Below are 17,437 nucleotides of genomic sequence, written 5' to 3' on the forward strand. Positions count from 1 at the left end.
CCGATGTATTCGGCCTGTTCCTTGGAGAGCTCGGAGAGGTGGGCGCCGATCTTGTCGAGATGCAGCTTGGCGACCTTCTCGTCCAGGTGCTTGGGCAGCACATAGACCTGACGCTCGTAGTTCTCGTGGTTCTTCCACAGCTCCATCTGGGCCAGCACCTGGTTGGTGAAGGATGCGCTCATCACGAAGCTGGGATGGCCCGTGCCGCAGCCCAGGTTCACCAGACGGCCCTCGGCCAACAGGATGATCTTGTGCCCGTCCGGGAACTCGATCTGGTCCACCTGCGGCTTGATCGACTGCCACTTCAGGTTCTTCAGCCCCTCGACCTGGATCTCGTTGTCGAAGTGCCCGATGTTGCAGACAATCGCACGGTCCTTCATGGCCCGCATGTGGTCCACCGTGATGACATCGGCGTTGCCCGTGGCGGTGACGAAGACGTCCGCCTTGGGGGCAGCCTCTTCCATGGTCACCACCTCGAAGCCTTCCATCGCCGCCTGCAGGGCGCAGATCGGATCGATCTCGGTGACCATCACGCGCGCCCCGGCATGACGCAGGGACTCCGCCGAGCCCTTGCCCACGTCGCCGAAGCCGGCCACGACAGCGGTCTTGCCCGCCATCATCACGTCGGTGGCGCGGCGAATGCCGTCCACAAGGCTCTCGCGGCAGCCGTACTTGTTGTCAAACTTCGACTTGGTCACCGAGTCGTTCACGTTGATCGCCGGGCACTTCAGCGTGCCCGCCTTGGCCATCTCGTAGAGACGCAAGACACCCGTGGTGGTCTCCTCCGAGATGCCCTTCACATCGTCCATGATCTCAACATACTCAGGCCGGTGCAGCATCTCGGTCAGGTCGCCGCCGTCGTCCAGAACCATGTTCGGGCGCCAGCCGTTCGGGCCCTCGATGGTCTGCTTGATGCACCACTCGTATTCCTCCTCGCTCATGCCCTTCCAGGCAAAGACCGGAACGCCAGAGGCCGCAATCGCCGCCGCCGCCTGGTCCTGCGTCGAGAAGATGTTGCACGACGACCAGCGCACCTCGGCGCCCAGCGCCGTCAGGGTCTCGATCAGAACACCCGTCTGGATCGTCATGTGAAGACAACCGGCAATCCGCGCGCCCTTCAGCGGCTGCGATGCCGCATACTCCTCGCGCGTCGCCATCAGGCCCGGCATCTCCGTCTCCGCTATCTCAAGCTCAAGACGACCCCAGTCCGCCAGGCTGATGTCCTTTACCTTGTAGTCGGCCCCGTCGCTCATCGTTCTTTCCGTTCCTGTTTCATGGAAGTGATCAAGGCGATTTAGTGACAGGCTTCACACCCGACAAGCCCCCTGCATGACGCGGAACACCAGGACTGTCGCGTTTCAGCCACGACGAGTCGCGGCGACCGAAGCTGGGGAAAGGCCAATCAAGAGACCATGCAGTGACAAAACAGCACAGCTAGCCAAAGGTCGCTGTGTTCGTTTGGCAACAGGTGACCGGGCGAAACACCGGGCCACAGAAACAAGGGTGTGGTGACATGGCTGATACGGATGATCTGGATCTGCGTTCGCTCAACGACGAGGAACTCGTGCAGCAGATGCATGATGACCTTTATGACGGTCTGAAGGAAGAGGTCGCCGAAGGCGTGAATATCCTGCTGGAGCGCGGGTGGTCACCCTACCGGATTCTGACCGAGGCCCTGGTCGAAGGCATGCGTATCGTCGGCATCGACTTCCGCGACGGCATCCTTTTTGTGCCCGAAGTCCTGATGGCCGCCAACTCCATGAAGGGCGGCATGACCATCCTGCGCCCGCTGCTGGCCGAAACCGGGGCCCCGAAGATCGGCAAGATGGTGATCGGCACCGTCAAGGGCGACATCCACGACATCGGCAAGAATCTGGTCTCCATGATGATGGAAGGCGCGGGTTTCGAGGTGATCGACCTTGGCATCAACAACCCGATCGAGAACTACCTGGAGGCGCTCGAGGAGCACAAACCCGACATTCTGGGCATGTCCGCCTTGCTGACCACCACCATGCCCTACATGAAGGTCGTAATCGAGGGCATGAAGGAACAGGGGCTGCGTGACGACTACATCGTCCTCGTTGGTGGCGCCCCCTTGAACGAGGCCTTTGCGGAAGCGATCGGCGCCGATGCCTATTGCCGCGATGCGGCAGTTACCGTGGATACGGCCAAGGACTTCATGCAACGCCGCCACAACAGCCTGGCCACTGCCTCGGCAATGGCCTGAACCGCTACACCCCATGCGCGGGAGGTTGCCATGTCTGAACGGAAGACCCTGGTCCTGGCCTGTGGTGCGCTCGCACGCGAAATCGTGGATGCGATCGCCCTGAACGGATGGTCCCATCTGCAAGTTCGCTGCCTGCCGGCGATCTGGCACAACACACCCCAGCGCATCCCCGAAGCCTTGCGCACGAAAATCCGCAAGGCTCGCCAGGAAGGCTTCGAGGAAATTCTCGTCGCCTATGGAGACTGCGGCACGGGTGGGCTGCTGGATGCCATGCTGGCCGAGGAAGGTGTGGAGCGCATTGCCGGCGATCATTGCTATGCCTTCTACGCCGGCCTCGAGACTTTTGCCGAACTGCAGGAAGCCGACCCGGCCACCTTCTACCTGACCAATTACCTGGTGCGCCATTTCGACCGCCTGGTGGTGCGGGGCCTGGGCCTCGACCGCCACCCCGATCTGCTGCAGCTTTGCTTCGGCAACTACAATCGCCTGATCTATTTGGCCCAGACCCACGATCCGGAACTGCAAAGACAGGCCAAGGCCGCTGCAGACAGTCTGGAGCTGACCTATGAGTACCGCTACTGCGGATTGGGTGGCCTGGCCGCTTTCCTGGGAAAGGCAGCCCAACAGAAGGCACCGATATCATGGCCAGCCTGACCATTCTCTACTGGCGGGACATTCCGGCCCAGGTCGTGGCCAGGGCGGGGCGGCAGAATGCCAAAGTCGTACTGTCAGAACGCTTCGAAAAGGCCATCGACCGCGCCGCCATGAAGGCCGGCCTGCGCGACACCGACAGCTATCTGGCCCACTGGCATCGCGGCGAACCGCAAGCCTGTGAAGACAACCTGGAAGCAGCCGTCCAGTCAGCGGCGGCACAACTGGAAAGAGACTACGATACACAGCACCTGCAGGCGCTGATCGACAATGGTGGACTGGCGGTCGCGCACCGCGCAGATCCGGTGGCTGAAGGATACGGGCCATGAGCTTACTTGAAATGCCTACGACTCAAGACTCCGTAATGCAGGACTTCCTGATGCAAGATGGCGAAAACAGCCTGAAAAGCGCCATACGTGACTTCATGCAGGGTTTCACTGTGGAAACCACACCAGGGGCTTCGGCCAAGACCGCGGATTATCGTGAAATGCTGCGGCCCGGAACCTCCGTAGCGGTCACCTTCCTTCCGGGATCTGAGTTTGGCGATACCATCAAAACAGCGGCCCGCCTGAAGCGGGAGGGCTTTACCCCCCTGCCCCATCTGGCCGCACGCTCGATCCCCAGCCAGGATGCCTTCCAGGACTACCTGGCGCGCCTACAGGATGAGGTGGGCATTGATGAAGTTGTTGTGCTGGGCGGCTCCGTTCCGACACCGCTGGGGCCCTTCGACAACTCCATGCAACTTCTTGAAAGCGGCTTGCTGGACCGTCACGGCATTCGCCGAATTGGCGTGGCCGGCCACCCCGAGGGCAGCCCGGACATCCGCGAGGAGGACATCATGGCGGCGCTGAAATGGAAGAACGCCTTTGCCGAGCGCACCGATGCCGAACTCTATATAATCACGCAGTTCGTCTTTCAGGCCGAGCCCATTATCGCCTGGGACCGCCGCATCCAGGCGGAAGGGAACCAACTGCCGATTCGCATCGGCGTTCCGGGTCTGGCCACCCTCAAGACACTGCTGAATCACGCCCGGAACTGTGGAATCGGCGCCTCCATGGGCTTCCTCGTCAAGCAGGCACGCAACGTGGCCAAGCTCATGTCCGTCAACGCGCCCGACAAACTCGTGCTGGATCTGGCGCACTACAAGGCCACGGACCCGAACTGCGGCATACACAGCGCTCATATGTATCCCCTGGGCGGGCTGCGCAAAACGGCGGCCTGGAGTCATGCCGTGGTCGATGGCGACTTCGAGCTGAAATCGGACCACAGCGGCTTCACGGTCAATCGCAGCGTCGAATAGACTGAAACGCCTTCAGCCACGGCGGCGCCACAGGCGCAAAGGCGCCATTGAACGTCGCGTGGACACGAGCCCGACTCCACCCCCGAATCCCCTAATGGGACTGAACAGCGGCCAGCACTCAGGAGTTTTGCGCATGTCCCGCACTGTCGTTTCCTCTCATAGCCGGGAAGTTGTGATCGGCTTCGACCAGCCCTTCTGCATCATCGGTGAGCGCATCAATCCCACAGGACGCAAGAAGCTGGCCGCAGAGATGGCGGCCGGCGATTACAGCACCGTCGAGCGGGATGCCCTGGCCCAGGTCCAGGCCGGTGCACGCATGCTGGACGTGAATGCCGGCATACCGCTCGCCGACGAGCCAGCCATCCTCGCCGACACGATCAGGCTGGTCCAATCCCTCGTGGGCGTACCGCTCAGCATAGACTCCTCCATCGTCGCCGCTCTGGAGGCCGGGCTGTCGGCCTATCAGGGCAAGGCCCTGGTAAATTCCGTTACCGGCGAAGAGGAACGCCTTGAGGCGGTCCTGCCCCTGGTGAAGAAGCATGATGCCGCCGTAGTGGCCATCTCCAACGACGAGACCGGGATCTCCGAGGATCCGGACGTGCGCTTCGCTGTGGCGAAGAAAATCGTCGAACATGCCATGGATTACGGTATCCCGCGTGAGGACGTGGTGGTGGATCCGCTCGTCATGCCCATCGGCGCCATGCGCACAGCCGGCCAGCAGGCTTTCAGCATTATCCGGCGCCTGCGAGAGGAATTGGGCGTGAACACGACCTGCGGCGCTTCCAACATCTCCTTCGGCCTGCCCAACCGGCACGCGCTCAATGCCGCCTTCCTGTCCATGGCGGCTTGCTCCGGCATGACTTCAGCCATCATGAACCCCCTGCACAGCGAAGAAATGGCCGGCGTGATGGCCGCAGATGTCCTGCTGGGCACCGACCGGGATTGCCGTGCCTGGATTCAGAAGTTCCGCGAACCGGCAGCAGAAGGTTCAGCCGAGGCTTCGGCCCGTGAGGCGCGCAGTGAACGCAGACGCAGGAGGGCGGCGACCGGCTGAACCGGTCGCACGCAGTATAGTCATGCCCGGAAACCGCGATGATGCCCTGGTCGTCTTCACCCCCTCGGGAAAACGCGGGCGGTTCCCTGTCGGCACGCCCCTTCTGAAGTGCGCCCGTAACCTGGGCGTGGATATCGACTCGGTTTGCGGCGGGCGCGGTCTCTGTGGACGCTGCCAGGTCACCATCGGCGAAGGGGAATTCGCCAAGCACGCGCTCGAAAGCCGCAAGGATCACGTTTCCGACTGGAGCGCCGTCGAGACCCGTTACCAGGCCAAGAAGGGCATGAAACAAGGTCGGCGCCTGTCCTGCCAGGCACGACTGATGGCCGATGCGGTCATCGATGTCCCGGCGGAAAGCCAGGTCCACAAGCAGGTCGTTCGAAAGCGTGCGGAAGTGCGCAATATCGAGCTCGACCCCGCCATACGGCTGCACTATGTCGAGGTCCAGCAACCCGACATGCACAATCCCACGGGCGACCTGGAACGCCTGCTTAAAGCGTTGGAAACCCAATGGGGCCTGAGTGACCTGACAGCCGACCTGCGCGTCCTGCAAGGCTTGCAGCAGGCCCTGCGCGCCAGCGACTGGAAGGTGACGGCGGCGGTCCATCGCGGCCAGGTGCTCACCACCATCTGGCCGGGCTTCCGCGACAAGGCCTACGGTCTGGCCATCGATATCGGCTCCACCACTATCGCCGCGCATCTCTGCGACTTGGCGACAGGAGAGGTTCTGGCCTCGAATGGCATAATGAACCCGCAGATCCGCTTCGGCGAGGACCTCATGAGCCGGGTTTCCTACATCATGATGAACCCGGGTGGCGACGGGGAAATGACCCAGGCAGTGCGCGAGGGTATCAACCGCCTGGTCCAGGAGATCTGCAGCGAAGTCGGCCTGACGCCGCAGGACGTCCTCAACGCCACCTTCGTCGGCAATCCCATCATGCACCACCTGCTGCTAGGTATCGACCCGACCGAGCTGGGCGGCGCCCCTTTCGCGCTAACCTTCAACTCGGGCATCACGCTGTGGGCCGAACAGCTTGGCATCGACCTGGCACCCGATGCCCGGGTCTATGTGCTGCCCTGCATTGCAGGCCACGTCGGCGCGGACACGGCGGGGGTCATCCTGTCCGAACAGCCACACCTGCGAGACGAGACAACCCTGGTGGTCGATGTTGGCACCAACGCTGAGATCGTACTGGGGAACCGACAGCGCCTGCTGGCCTGCTCTTCGCCGACCGGTCCGGCCTTCGAGGGAGCCCAGATATCAGGCGGCCAGCGCGCAGCGCCCGGCGCCATCGAGCGTGTACGTATCGACCCCGAAACGCTGGCCCCGCGCTTCAAGGTGATTGGCTGCGACCACTGGTCCAACGAACCCGGTTTCACGGAAGAGGTGCGCAAGATCGGGGTCACAGGCATCTGCGGTTCCGGAATCATCGAAGCCCTGGCCGAGATGTACCTGGCAGGGATCATCCTGCCCGACGGCACGGTGAACGGCCGCAAGGCCGCCGTCAGCACACGCGTGTTCATGGAGGGACGTACCTTCAGTTACCTGCTTCACGAACCTGCCAATCCCGAGGAACCGCGCATCGTCATCACCCAGAACGATATTCGTGCCATACAGCTGGCCAAGGCGGCCCTCTTTGCCGGCATTCGCCTGCTGATGGAGCGTCTGGGTGTGGAACGGGTCGACCGCATCCAACTGGCCGGTGCTTTCGGCAGTCACATTGACGTGAAGTACGCCATGATCCTGGGCATGATCCCAGACTGCGACCTGGACAAGGTCAGTTCGGCAGGAAATGCTGCGGGGACCGGTGCACGCATCGCTCTGTTGAACCAGAAGGCACGCGACGAAATCGAACGCGTGGTCAAACAGGTGGAGAAGGTTGAAACCGCGGTGGAACCTTCGTTCCAGGCGCATTTCGTTGAGGCCATGGCCATTCCGCACAAGTCCCTGGGCTACCCCTGCCTCTCACAGGTCGTGGACCTGCCGGCCCCACAAACCTTGGCCCCCCTGCCTTCCTCCGACGGCGAGCCGCCAAGGCGACGCCGGCGGCGCGCCTCCTGATGACCTGGAGCTGAGACTACAGCCCGTCGGGACCGGGGGGCAGGCCGCGCTCCTTGCGCGGCGTACGGCCAAAGAAATCGCGGTAGCACTTCGAGAAGTGCGAGGCCGAGACAAAGCCGCAGGCCAGCGCCACGTCGATGACCGACAGGTTGGTCTGCAACAGCAGCAGACGCGCCCGGTTGAGACGAAGCTCTAGGTAATAGCGCGCGGGCGAACGGCTCAGGTACTTGCGGAACAGGCGCTCAAGCTGTCGTGTCGACAGGCCGGCTTCGCGTGCCAGCTGGGCCCGCGACAGCGGCTCTTCGAGATTGCGCTCCATGGTCGAAATGACACTGAGCAGCTTCGGATGCCGCACCCCCAGTCGCGCCGGCAGGCTCATGCGTTGGTGATCGTTCTGATCGCGGATACGTTCGTGCAGGAACTGTTCGGCCACAGCCGCGGCAAGCTCATGCCCGTGCTGCAGGCTGATGACATTCAGCATCATGTCCAGCCCCGCCGTTCCGCCGGCACAGGTAAAGCGATGGCGATCGATCTCGAACAGCTCGTTGGTGACATCCAGTTCGGGGAAGTCCTCGACGAAACCGGCCAGGTTCTCCCAGTGGATGGTGCAGCTGTAGCCATCCAGAAGTCCCGCCTTCGCCAGGATGTAACTGGCTGTGCAGATAGCTCCAATATCCGCGCCCTGCCGATCCATACGCCGCAACCAGGACAGCAGGCGCTTGTCAGCCACCTTCTTCACCTCAAGGCCCGAGCAAAGGGCAAAGGTCAGAACCTTGGAAGCATCCTCAAGGTTGCCCTCTGGTGTGATGGAAAGACCATTGGACGCTTCCACCGGCTGCCCATCAAGCGAGAAGATGGGCCAGCTGTAAAGCTCGCGACCGCTCTGGCGATTGGCCTGGCGCAACGCCTCGACAGCCGAGGCAAAGGCGATCATGGAGAAGTTCGGCAAGAGTATGAAGCCGATGGCCTGCGGAAACTCTCTCGGCACGCTGCCCAGCATGACACCCTCTGATCATTCAGCCTATCGTTGAACAACCGCACGCGGTTGGGGCGTACTATGCCAGATTACAGCCGTGTTGCACGCGCCTTTGTGTAACAGAATCATACTCAATGGCGCTTTTTTCGCCCGTTATCAGAAGAAAAAAACGACAACCGGCCCGGCACCTCTTCGAGATAAGGGACGAAGGAGCATGCCTAAGGTTGCCATGCTGGAGAGTCCATCAATTTTCGAAGGCACTAGAGGGACTTTTTACACCGGAGTCGCATTGTCGACCTATCCAGCAACTGGCCACAAATCCTTTTAAATCACTTCAAAATGCATGGTGCCCATTCAGACGGCTGTTTGGCGCCTGAAGCAATTCAAGAAGGCTTACGCACCGAGTGTTACCGCCAGCACCAAAGTTCGACAAGCGTGTCCAAAGCTTCTTCTAATGCGTGCAGACCGTGGCGACGAGCAGCGTTGCGGGATCGATGCCGAAAGCGGTCTCGAGATTCAAGCCGAACAGTTCGAGCCAGGCACCTTGGGCACGGTAGGCAAGTAACTCACGTTCTCCGGGACAGGCAAAGCGCATGTCGGAAGACGACTGCAGGTGATGGACCATTTCATGCACCAGTATCGATAGCTGGGCCGGGGTGCTGCCGGTCCAACCTTCGGTGAGATAGATTGTGCGGCTGGTGTCATCGTAAAGGGCCATGACATCGCCTGGAGAAACGGATCCTGCCGAACCATAGCGGATCTCAACCAGTACTGAGGCTGGCACGGTCACGAGGGCTGGGGGCTCAGGCGATGATGGGAGTTCGAAGTTCGCTGCAAGCCATAGCGTAATGGTATCAAGCAATGAAGGAGGAGCTTGAGGCTCGTTAGCACTTACCTGGCCTATGGATGCAACAAACAGGGCGAAGACGATGGATTTCATTACGGCGCGCATGGCGACTGCTCCTCTGATCGACATCACCAAGTGTCGGACAGAGGCCGCGGGGAAGTATTGAAAACACCCTGAAGGAAAGCTGAAATTGTGCTATAATTTGGGCTTACCGCTCTCGGAGTTCAGTATGGACGACCCTCGCAACATTCGCTTTGGCAGTTTCGTCCTGAACCGTGCACATGGTTGCCTCCAGGACGAGACAGGTGCAGAGCGCTTCCTGCGGCCAAAGTCTTTCCGCGTACTTGAGTTGCTCAGCGAGCGATGCGGCCAGCTCGTGAGCAAGGATGAACTCATTCGTGAAACCTGGCCTGATGTTTTCGTATCCGACGACTCCCTCGCCCAATGTGTAAGCGATATTCGCAGAGCGCTTGAACCCGAAGGCGCAAAGCTTCTACGTACGGTGCCTAGACGAGGGTATATGCTTGTTGACCAGCCTGTACGTGCGCAGGAGCCTGGGCGTGCACATTCCAAGCAATGGATTGTCACGGCAGGCGGACTTGTCACGGTCTTCTTCGTAGTAATCACTGTTTTGTGGGTTCAGCCACACAACAGATCGGAAGTGGAGTCTTTCGCGGCGGATCCTGTCATGCAGCAGGTAGACGCGCTGCTGGAATCACGGGACTGGCAGCAGCGTGAGAACAATGAGCAGGCCAGACGGTTGCTCGAATCAGTCATCTCAGAAAATCCCGAACATGCAGATGCACTCGCGAGTCTCGGGCTCACCTATTGGCTGGAGGTTCAGCACGTTGCCTGGGGAGGTGGCCGGCGCGAAATGGAGCGAGCACTTGAACTGGTGGAACGCGCCGTCTCAATCGGCGGAAGCGCCCGTTCGCACCGGCTGCTCGCAGAGATGAGGTTACTTTCACCCTTCCCGGAGATTCGCTCCCGCATTGATGCCTTGGCGAACGCGCGGGCGGCAGTAACCATTGATGCGGAAGATCCCAATAATCTTGCTGTATTGGCCCAGGCCCTGGCCTTGACGGGCCGCTCACACGAGGCAGTGCAGATAATTGAGGAAGCTATTCGCCGAGAGCCAACCCCTCCCGATTGGTATCGGCAGGTCGCAGGCCTCAGCTATCTACTTGCGGGCAAGCCGGTCCGAGCCGTCGAACAGTTCGGACCGCTCTATGGCGCGGGGACCTTCACGCAGGCGAGATGGTGGCCGGGCTGGCTCTTTGCCGCCAGCCTTGCGCATGCTGGCCGAACCGAAGAAGCGGCCCGTGTGGTCAGCACAGCACAGCGACACCGTCCTAAGCAGTCCGTTGCAGGCGTTGCAGAGTCGTTCGATGGGCTTGCCAACGACGAGGACCTCGAATTTTTCCTTGAAGGACTCAGAATTGCTGGTGTGCCCGGCTGAGCAGGTTACTGAACGTATGCCCGCACCTGCCAGTCCCTGTATCCTTCACGAAAGCGAAGATAGTCGTTCCAGGCCTTGGTAAGCAGGGGATCGCGAGCGACTTCTTCCGCAATAACTTCATCCCAAGCCTCCTGGAGTTTGTGAAGGACTTCGTCCGGCCAGGCATGCAGTTCAACGCCCTTGGCACGAAAACCGGCAAGTGCCTCAACCTGCTGCACTGCGGCCTCGGCAGCACTCCACGACAATGTATCGCCGCAAGCTGACTTCAATACGGCCTTATGGTCATCAGAAAGCTCGGTCCAGGTCTTCTCAGGCATGAGAACTTCAAGCGAGGTAACCGGCTGCTGCCAGCCAGGGAAATAGAGGTGCTGCGCAACTTCCGCTATCCCAAGATCCGCGTCTATGGACGGCAGGGAGAACTCAGCGGCACGGATCAATCCTGTCTCCAGTGCTGGACGAATCTCCTCGGCCGGAAGTTCATAAGGGACAACACCCAGCTTCTGCAGCACCCTGGCGCCGTAGCCGAAACTGCGCATAGGCAGTCCTTCCAGATCTGCGGAACTCTCGATCGGCTCCAGAAACCAACCGCCACCTTCCGAGGGCAGGATACTGCAATAAAGGCTCTTCAGCCCGTGGCGGGCATAGATCGCCTCCAGAGCCTCGGCACCACCACCCATTTGCATCCAGGCGGTAAATCCGGCCGGGTCCGGGCCAAAGGGAAAGCCTGAAAAGATGGTCAATGCCGGATCTTCGCGATGGTGATGGCCCGCAGACCCCCATACCGCATCGATCAAGCCCGAGTCCAAAGCCCCGAATGTATCCTGGTCAAGCACAAGCCGGTCGTGAACTTCGATGACAAAACTGCCACCCGATAGCCGCCGCACCGTCTCGGCGAACCGTTCTCCGGATTCACCAAATAGCTTGGGATAAAGAAGGCTGTTCATTCGCCAACGCAGGACTTCCCCCTGCCCGGCAGCTGAAGCGGTCGCAAAAAGGATGGCGAATGCCAATCCGCCAAGAACACCAAACACCTGGTATGAGGTTGGCATTGCTCCAAACCCTTGTGATGCGGCCAGTCGACGCTTCCCCACCTTTATGGCCCAGCAAATCGCCAACCCGCAAGTCCAAGCGGCCGGAGTATCCCGAAGTATCTCACTTTCGGTGTATCTGTTCACGTTCGTGCGCCAAATGGCATACATCAAATTGAAAGACCGTTGAGAGCTCTCAGCAGCAGGCCGTCAAGCGAGATGCGAGCAGCCTGAAGTTATTGATTGTGCAGAAATAAGCTTGGAACAGCGCCTCAATCCCCAAACCAAAGGCGGTTTTGGAACCCTTCAGTGGACGGCCTTCAAGAAAGGGGATCGGAACAGCATGGCCGTCGGCAGCAAGATATAGGATTAGTGGTTTGTCGAAGGCTCTGACGGGGTCTTCCGTTCCGAAGGTGCATCGGCCTCCAGCCCGGTGGCTGCCTGGGCGTTTCCCGCATCTGGCCGATAGAGATATTCCCAGTCATAACGCCGAAGTTTCGACGTCATGCTTTCCAGTGGATCCAGGCGATCCAGGTCCAGAAAATCATAACCTGCGGCGGTCGCAGCCAGGAGCTGACTGGTCTTGTGCACGCCGAACAGGTAGGCGCCCTGCTTGTTCTGGTCCGCCTTGCGCGCGAACTCATCCATCACCTGCAGCAGGCTGGCGTCTTCCATGGACTTGCCTTGCAGAAGGACATCGAGATCCTGCCCAACGGCCAGAAACCCCATACCTTTCAGACGCGAGAGCAGGTCCGTCTTGAAAGTTGTGCGCAGCAGAAAGCCTTTTGCCGTGGAGCGCAGGTAATCCTGCACTTCACCGATCCGAAGGACTGGCATCTCGGGTGTGACCCCACAGAGTTCGATCAGGGTCAGGCGCGCATAGGGCGCCACGTGGGTTTTCAGCAAACGGCCCAATGCGTCGCGGTTGCGCCGCTTGCCCAGGCTCTGAATATGGATCGGCAGGACAAGCAACATCGGGAAGTTCTTTTCCTGCGCTTGCGCATGCGCTTCCCCGGCCTGTCGCGCAGCCAGGCAATCGATACGGCAGAGGGCATCCTCGGAGTCCGGACCCAGGTCATCAGGAATGCGTTGCCATTGGCCATCCTCGGCCTGCCATAGGGTGTTCAGGTGATTGGCGGCAATGACGCACTTGTGAACGTTCCACACGGCCCGAAGGCTATAGCTGATTGCCCGCTCCCGTCCCTTGTAGACGACCTTGGGGCGTGCTCCGGCCGCTTCGGATTCGACCGGGGGCAAACTGTGTTCCTCTGGCTGCTGGTCTTCACTCATGGGACGGATCGTGGCGGGCTTGTCCTCATGACTTGCCCCAGTCGATTCTGCTACCTCGGGGCGCGGCGCGGTTGCTACAGGTGCCAGCGTCTTGGCCTGCCTCAACTCGTTCATCAAGCCCTCCGCGTCCACCGCCTTGAACTTGATCTTGCCGTCCACGCGCTTCAGACCCGTACTGATGTTCACATCCTGCAAAGCAGGCTCGCCCAGGAAGTACTGATAGATTTCAGAGGCAATGGTCGCCAACTTGATCTTGGATTCCTGTTCGTCCAGGTGCGCAAAGACGACGACAAATTCCAGTTCGTCCACTTCCGCAAAGATGTCCTGCTTGTCCATGTGGCTGCGGATACGCTGAGTCACCGCTTCACGAATGGAGTCCTCCATCTCATCCCAACGCGCACCGAAATGTTGCTTGAGACGTTCCAGGTTCAGCATGTTGATCTGACCGGCTGGAACCCAGCTGTGCTCATGAAGCATGCCCAGCAACTGGTCACGGAAGAGATCCATGCTTTCCTTCTGGACAGCCTTGTTGCGTCGCTCGCGCACCACAACCTTCTTGGGCTGCTCCTCTTCACCCAGCAGGCGGCTCATCCAGGACAGGATCATGAGGGTGCTCCTTGAATCTGCTCAGGCGGGCAGCGAATCATGCCCTGCATCGAGCAAACGGTTCAGTGACTCAATCAACTGAGAGGGCTTGAAGGGCTTCTGCATAATCTCGTTCGCACCGAAATCCCGGCTCATCTCCAGAAAATGGAGCTGCCGGGTGCGCCCCCCTCCCGAAATGGCAACAATGGGAAGGTCTGGCCACTTGCGCCGTATCTCGATGATGGTTTCAAGACCTTCCTTTTCCGGCATGATGATATCCGTGACAACTGCATCTACAGGCTGGCTGTCCAGGAACGCGAGGCCTTCTTTACCGTTGGCGGCGGAAAAGACCGTGTAGCCTGCCTTGGAAAGAGAGTATCCCATCGCCTCCAGGATAGTCTTCTCATCATCTATCAGCAGGACAGTCCGCATATGAGTGATCCTATTCTTTTAAAAATTGCACAGGCAATTCAGCAGATAAAATGAATGTTAACCATCCTGCCTTACAGGGATTAACAAATGGAAAACAAAAACACAGTAAAATGAGAGTGATTTCTGTATAAATTTAGTGAAACTAAGATTCACAAACGTTCATCTTAGTTTTATTCAAATATGTATTATTTTCGGCTATCCCCTTTCGCACCGCCAAGGATATTCGCTAATCTCATCCAACAAGTTACGACAGGGGTGCTTGCGACATTCTCCAATCAACAGTGAACATTAATCAAACGGGGGGCATGGAATGAACCACAAATGGAAGATGATAACCTGCGCTTTGTCATTCGGTGTTTGGGCCACGCTTGCCGCTGTGCCGGCTGCGGCCGATGACGAAAACCAGACGGCAAGTGAGGACAGCCAGACCGAGACCAAACCGGACGGGATCGACTATGCCATGTATTTCATGAGCGAGGCCAAGGATGCGCCGCAGTGCTCCATGTCCGTCATCGAGGGAACACTCATGGTGTCACCTGACGTCAGCAATCCGGCTATGACCTGTCCGGACATGACTGCCTGGAAGCTTTTCACGGAGGTGGTCCAGGACCGCTTCTGGCGCAACTGGGCCAGCGACGACCAGGTCTGGCCCAGCAAGCCCTATGGCCTGTGCGAAGCCGGTGAGACAGCAGCCGACTGCTGCGCACCGGGCGCCGAGAACCCCGGCTATGACAGCAACAATCCGGCTGCACACTGCCCCTACTATCCGGGCGATCACCTGGAGGAAGGCGAAAGCCTGACCCGCACGGGACGCGCTCTCTCAAAGGCCCATTCGACCAACATGACACAGGCCATCGGTCACAGCAGTCACCCGACACGCGCGGACATCGATCCGGGACGCGTCGCGCGCCAGGAAATGGCCGAGATCGTCCAGCGCAACAAGCCAATGTTCGACTACATCTTCGAGAACAATCTCTACAACAAACAGGGCCTGGCCGAAGCCTTCCAGACCAACGCCGACAACATCATCCAGAACGCACCCTATCGCGTGGGCGAAGGCAAACTGGCGAAGATCGAACTTCCCGTGCAGTCCGTCATGCTGAAGAGCAACTGGCTGCTGGAGGAACAGGCGCTCGAACTCGGTCTGGAGAAGGATGGTGACCATCCCTTCGTAACCATGACCATCGACAAGAAGGACGAGGACCGCTTCGGGCAGAAGATCGAACCCGGCACCTACTGGCTAGTCGCCATGCACGTCAGCTCCAAGGACACGCCGAATTGGGTCTGGGCCACTTTCGAGCACGTCGATAATCTGGGCCGCTGTGATTACACCGGTTGCAACGATTCCTACGGCTATGCCTCGGGCGATGACCTGCCCGAAGGCGCTGCAGACAACTATACGGCCCCGCATCAGACCAGTGACGACCTGGCCACGCCGCAGCAGGTCTTCGATCACGGCAAGCCCTATGATAGCGGTCCTATCAATCCGGAACTCGAGAAAGTCTTCCTGGACCTGGACATCGCAACCGAGCCAGGAGGTAACGAGCCACAGATCACCGACCGTGCCTGGCGCTCCTATCGCCTGAAGGGCGCACAGGTGGATTTCACGGACTCCATGGGGCGCGAGACCTACCTGGGCAACTCGGTAACCGAAGGCGGCTTCATGAATTCGGCCTCCTGCATCTCCTGCCATGCCCGCGCGGGCACAGATGGCGTGGCGGACAGCAAGCCGCCGCAGATGCCCCTCGGGGTTTTCGAGAACCGCCTGAACATCACCGGCTATCAGCAGAGCAACAGCGGCGTGCCCAATCCGGCCTGGTACCATACTTCGGCACAGCCTCCGGAACTGCAGGTCCTGCAGACCGACTTCAGCTGGGGCTTCATGCACGCGGCCCCGCTCAGCGAATAACAGCGGAAAAGCGATACGGAGACGCAGGCCCCTCCCCATCCCCGGAACGGGGCCTGCTTTCCTTCAGGCCGCCTCGAGGTGCGCGACACAGCCGGGGCAGATACCGTGACTGATGCGAACATCGGAATGCCCGCCGCGCGCATAATAGTCTTCCGGGCTGAGCCATTCCCGGCGTTCATTGTCGGTTTCACCGATCGGCCAGGCAACCTGTTGGCAATAAGAACACATGGTCACAATGGGGTAATTCCGCTCTTCGGCCAAAGGCCCCAGAATCAGCTCGGGATCCAGCAAGCCGATGGGCGGGCGTTCGACTTCGGAGAGAATCTGCGACTGATAGAGAACACCACCTTCCCCATCGCCCAGGGGAACCCAGGAAAGCGACAGGCGCATTTGCCGCTTCACCTCGGGCCCGTCACAGCGATACTGAAAGGATATGAGGGGCTTATGGCCTTCATAGACCTGCCTGTGCATGCGCCTGTAACTTTCCTTGACCTCCTCTCCCGTTACGAGCTCAAAGATATTGGCGCCTATGACGTCTTCGGTTCGCGAGAAGGTAAATCCCGTTCTTTGGAGAAAGTTTCGCCACTGCGGCTGTCCCACGGCCAGGATCGTCCCCGCTCCGTCGACAAGGTAGGTCACGCCGTCCATGGCGTTCAGGAAATCCTGGAAATGTTTCTCCATGATACTGATTGCCTCCCACAATCCTTTCCGGATATGGGGCGGCAAGCAAGGATTTGAAGACCAGAGGTTCTGGACGGGATGAAAGCCTGGCCTTCAGCTTTCCTGCTGGGCCTCCAGCCAGCTTTCCAGTTCGCGCGTGAACAGGCCCGGCGTATCCAGCATCGAGAAGTGCCCGGCATCAGGCAAGCGCCTTAGATCGGCTCCGGGAACGAGCCGCTGCAAGCACTCGCCCACGCCGATATTCACCCAGCAGTCCTCTTCACCCCAGAGTATCAGTAGCGGGATGTCGAGCGTGGGGTAGAGCTCTTCCAGTTGCTGCGTGTAGGCATGATCGTACTGGGCCACCTGCCGGTAATAGGCCGCCTGCCCCTCCTCGCCACTCCAGGGCGCCAGCAGTCCGGCCTCGGTTTCCCTGCCCAGGGGCCGCGTTACCGCCGTCGCCAGGTGGGCACGCAACTGGGCCAGATGCACATATTCAGGCACCGCAGCGAAGACCGATTCGTGCCGGCTGACATGCAACGAAAACTCCGTGCCCCAGGGGTTCAGGACGACGCCATCGGCAACCACCAGACTGGCCACCTCCTGCCCTTCCACGAGGTGCGCGCCCAAAACGGCCGCGGCCCCAAAATCATGGCCCACAAGGTGTGGGCGCGTCAGGCCGACTTCCCGACAGAACTCTCTAACCACACGCGCGAACGCGCGCAGACGCACTTCCTGCCCGGAGAACTTCTGTGAAGCTCCATAGCCCGGAAGATCAAGCCAGGTCAGTCGGAAGCGCGTCTTCAGACGGTCTATGACCGGCCGCCAGATCACCGAAGAAGTCGGCGTGCCATGGACCAGCAGCAGGTCGGGCCCATCACCTTCGCTGTCCCAGGCCACCTCGCCAAGTGAGGATGCAAAGCGCCGGGACAGTTGGCGCGGATGGCTGTTCATGAC

The 17,437-nt window shown here is 59.9% G+C and carries 16 protein-coding genes; 8 read left to right on the plus strand and 8 right to left on the minus strand.

Features of this window, described 5'->3' with window-relative positions:
- Positions 1 to 1,253 (minus strand): adenosylhomocysteinase (ahcY, locus tag G502_RS0107805; RefSeq protein ID WP_022728103.1); only part of this gene is annotated, 1,253 nt, incomplete at its 3' end.
- A 260-nt stretch (positions 1,254 to 1,513) separates the two neighbouring features.
- Between ahcY and G502_RS0107810 the strand changes: the two genes are divergently transcribed.
- From G502_RS0107810 to G502_RS19260, 6 genes are all read left to right on the plus strand, one after another.
- A complete protein-coding gene (locus tag G502_RS0107810) occupies positions 1,514 to 2,227 on the plus strand; it encodes a corrinoid protein (protein WP_022728104.1) in 714 nt (237 codons plus the stop codon).
- A 30-nt stretch (positions 2,228 to 2,257) separates the two neighbouring features.
- Entirely contained in the window at positions 2,258 to 2,881 is a 624-nt protein-coding gene (locus G502_RS19250; RefSeq protein WP_022728105.1) for a DUF1638 domain-containing protein, read from the plus strand.
- Entirely contained in the window at positions 2,869 to 3,207 is a 339-nt protein-coding gene (locus G502_RS19255; protein ID WP_022728106.1) for a virulence factor, read from the plus strand. The genes G502_RS19250 and G502_RS19255 overlap by 13 nt, the downstream gene beginning before the upstream one ends.
- The gene (locus G502_RS0107825) at positions 3,204 to 4,178 is read left to right on the plus strand and encodes a methylenetetrahydrofolate reductase (RefSeq protein WP_211217816.1); all 975 of its coding nucleotides are present in this window, start codon (positions 3,204 to 3,206) and stop codon (positions 4,176 to 4,178) included. The genes G502_RS19255 and G502_RS0107825 overlap by 4 nt, the downstream gene beginning before the upstream one ends.
- 133 nt (positions 4,179 to 4,311) lie before the next feature.
- Positions 4,312 to 5,232, plus strand: coding sequence for a methyltetrahydrofolate cobalamin methyltransferase (locus tag G502_RS0107830; protein ID WP_022728108.1), 921 nt, complete (start codon positions 4,312 to 4,314; stop codon positions 5,230 to 5,232).
- Between the two features lie 22 nt (positions 5,233 to 5,254).
- Entirely contained in the window at positions 5,255 to 7,294 is a 2,040-nt protein-coding gene (locus tag G502_RS19260) for an ASKHA domain-containing protein (protein ID WP_022728109.1), read from the plus strand.
- A gap of 16 nt (positions 7,295 to 7,310) precedes the next feature.
- On the opposite strand, the gene G502_RS0107840 is transcribed toward G502_RS19260, so the two are convergent.
- Entirely contained in the window at positions 7,311 to 8,294 is a 984-nt protein-coding gene (locus G502_RS0107840) for a GlxA family transcriptional regulator (RefSeq protein ID WP_022728110.1), read from the minus strand.
- Between the two features lie 427 nt (positions 8,295 to 8,721).
- Positions 8,722 to 9,222, minus strand: a complete 501-nt coding sequence (locus G502_RS0107845) for a DUF6647 family protein (RefSeq protein ID WP_211217817.1) — start codon at positions 9,220 to 9,222, stop codon at positions 8,722 to 8,724.
- 124 nt (positions 9,223 to 9,346) lie between these two features.
- Here G502_RS0107845 and G502_RS0107855 point away from each other — a divergent pair, with 124 nt between their 5' ends.
- Positions 9,347 to 10,576, plus strand: a complete 1,230-nt coding sequence (locus G502_RS0107855; protein ID WP_026989216.1) for a winged helix-turn-helix domain-containing protein — start codon at positions 9,347 to 9,349, stop codon at positions 10,574 to 10,576.
- A gap of 5 nt (positions 10,577 to 10,581) precedes the next feature.
- Here the strand turns inward: G502_RS0107855 and G502_RS0107860 are convergent, their stop codons facing one another.
- The 3 genes from G502_RS0107860 to G502_RS0107875 all read right to left on the minus strand — a co-directional run bounded on the left by G502_RS0107860 (position 10,582) and on the right by G502_RS0107875 (position 13,911).
- Entirely contained in the window at positions 10,582 to 11,520 is a 939-nt protein-coding gene (locus G502_RS0107860) for a TRAP transporter substrate-binding protein (RefSeq protein WP_211217818.1), read from the minus strand.
- A 453-nt stretch (positions 11,521 to 11,973) separates the two neighbouring features.
- Positions 11,974 to 13,500 (minus strand): hypothetical protein, encoded by a 1,527-nt coding sequence (locus G502_RS0107870; protein WP_022728117.1) that lies wholly within the window; start codon positions 13,498 to 13,500, stop codon positions 11,974 to 11,976.
- Positions 13,501 to 13,521: 21 nt separating this feature from the next.
- On the minus strand, positions 13,522 to 13,911 hold the full coding sequence (locus G502_RS0107875) for a response regulator (RefSeq protein WP_022728118.1): 390 nt from the start codon (positions 13,909 to 13,911) through the stop codon (positions 13,522 to 13,524).
- A gap of 310 nt (positions 13,912 to 14,221) precedes the next feature.
- Between G502_RS0107875 and G502_RS19265 the strand changes: the two genes are divergently transcribed.
- A complete protein-coding gene (locus G502_RS19265; protein ID WP_051152111.1) occupies positions 14,222 to 15,820 on the plus strand; it encodes a hypothetical protein in 1,599 nt (532 codons plus the stop codon).
- Positions 15,821 to 15,883: 63 nt separating this feature from the next.
- Here G502_RS19265 and G502_RS0107885 read toward each other — a convergent pair whose 3' ends face one another.
- Positions 15,884 to 16,501 (minus strand): hypothetical protein, encoded by a 618-nt coding sequence (locus G502_RS0107885; protein WP_022728119.1) that lies wholly within the window; start codon positions 16,499 to 16,501, stop codon positions 15,884 to 15,886.
- 93 nt (positions 16,502 to 16,594) lie between these two features.
- Complete coding sequence (locus tag G502_RS19270; protein WP_022728120.1) at positions 16,595 to 17,434, minus strand: alpha/beta fold hydrolase; 840 nt, start codon at positions 17,432 to 17,434, stop codon at positions 16,595 to 16,597.
- Positions 17,435 to 17,437: the final 3 nt, after the last annotated feature.

It is taken from the genome of Fodinicurvata sediminis DSM 21159 (assembly GCF_000420625.1).
Classification (GTDB): domain Bacteria; phylum Pseudomonadota; class Alphaproteobacteria; order Kiloniellales; family DSM-21159; genus Fodinicurvata; species Fodinicurvata sediminis.

What these genes read in the sequence shown, in the direction of transcription:
- G502_RS0107860 (WP_211217818.1), bottom strand. Translation starts at nt 11,520, where the DNA reads ATGAACAGCCTTCTTTATCCCAAGCTATTTGGTGAATCCGGAGAACGG.
- G502_RS0107810 (WP_022728104.1), top strand. Translation starts at nt 1,514, where the DNA reads ATGGCTGATACGGATGATCTGGATCTGCGTTCGCTCAACGACGAGGAA.
- G502_RS0107875 (WP_022728118.1), bottom strand. Translation starts at nt 13,911, where the DNA reads ATGCGGACTGTCCTGCTGATAGATGATGAGAAGACTATCCTGGAGGCG.
- G502_RS19260 (WP_022728109.1), top strand. Translation starts at nt 5,255, where the DNA reads ATGCCCGGAAACCGCGATGATGCCCTGGTCGTCTTCACCCCCTCGGGA.
- G502_RS0107885 (WP_022728119.1), bottom strand. Translation starts at nt 16,501, where the DNA reads ATGGAGAAACATTTCCAGGATTTCCTGAACGCCATGGACGGCGTGACC.
- G502_RS0107840 (WP_022728110.1), bottom strand. Translation starts at nt 8,294, where the DNA reads ATGCTGGGCAGCGTGCCGAGAGAGTTTCCGCAGGCCATCGGCTTCATA.
- G502_RS19250 (WP_022728105.1), top strand. Translation starts at nt 2,258, where the DNA reads ATGTCTGAACGGAAGACCCTGGTCCTGGCCTGTGGTGCGCTCGCACGC.
- G502_RS0107845 (WP_211217817.1), bottom strand. Translation starts at nt 9,222, where the DNA reads ATGCGCGCCGTAATGAAATCCATCGTCTTCGCCCTGTTTGTTGCATCC.
- G502_RS19270 (WP_022728120.1), bottom strand. Translation starts at nt 17,434, where the DNA reads ATGAACAGCCATCCGCGCCAACTGTCCCGGCGCTTTGCATCCTCACTT.
- G502_RS0107870 (WP_022728117.1), bottom strand. Translation starts at nt 13,500, where the DNA reads ATGATCCTGTCCTGGATGAGCCGCCTGCTGGGTGAAGAGGAGCAGCCC.
- G502_RS19255 (WP_022728106.1), top strand. Translation starts at nt 2,869, where the DNA reads ATGGCCAGCCTGACCATTCTCTACTGGCGGGACATTCCGGCCCAGGTC.
- G502_RS19265 (WP_051152111.1), top strand. Translation starts at nt 14,222, where the DNA reads ATGAACCACAAATGGAAGATGATAACCTGCGCTTTGTCATTCGGTGTT.
- G502_RS0107825 (WP_211217816.1), top strand. Translation starts at nt 3,204, where the DNA reads ATGAGCTTACTTGAAATGCCTACGACTCAAGACTCCGTAATGCAGGAC.
- G502_RS0107830 (WP_022728108.1), top strand. Translation starts at nt 4,312, where the DNA reads ATGTCCCGCACTGTCGTTTCCTCTCATAGCCGGGAAGTTGTGATCGGC.
- G502_RS0107855 (WP_026989216.1), top strand. Translation starts at nt 9,347, where the DNA reads ATGGACGACCCTCGCAACATTCGCTTTGGCAGTTTCGTCCTGAACCGT.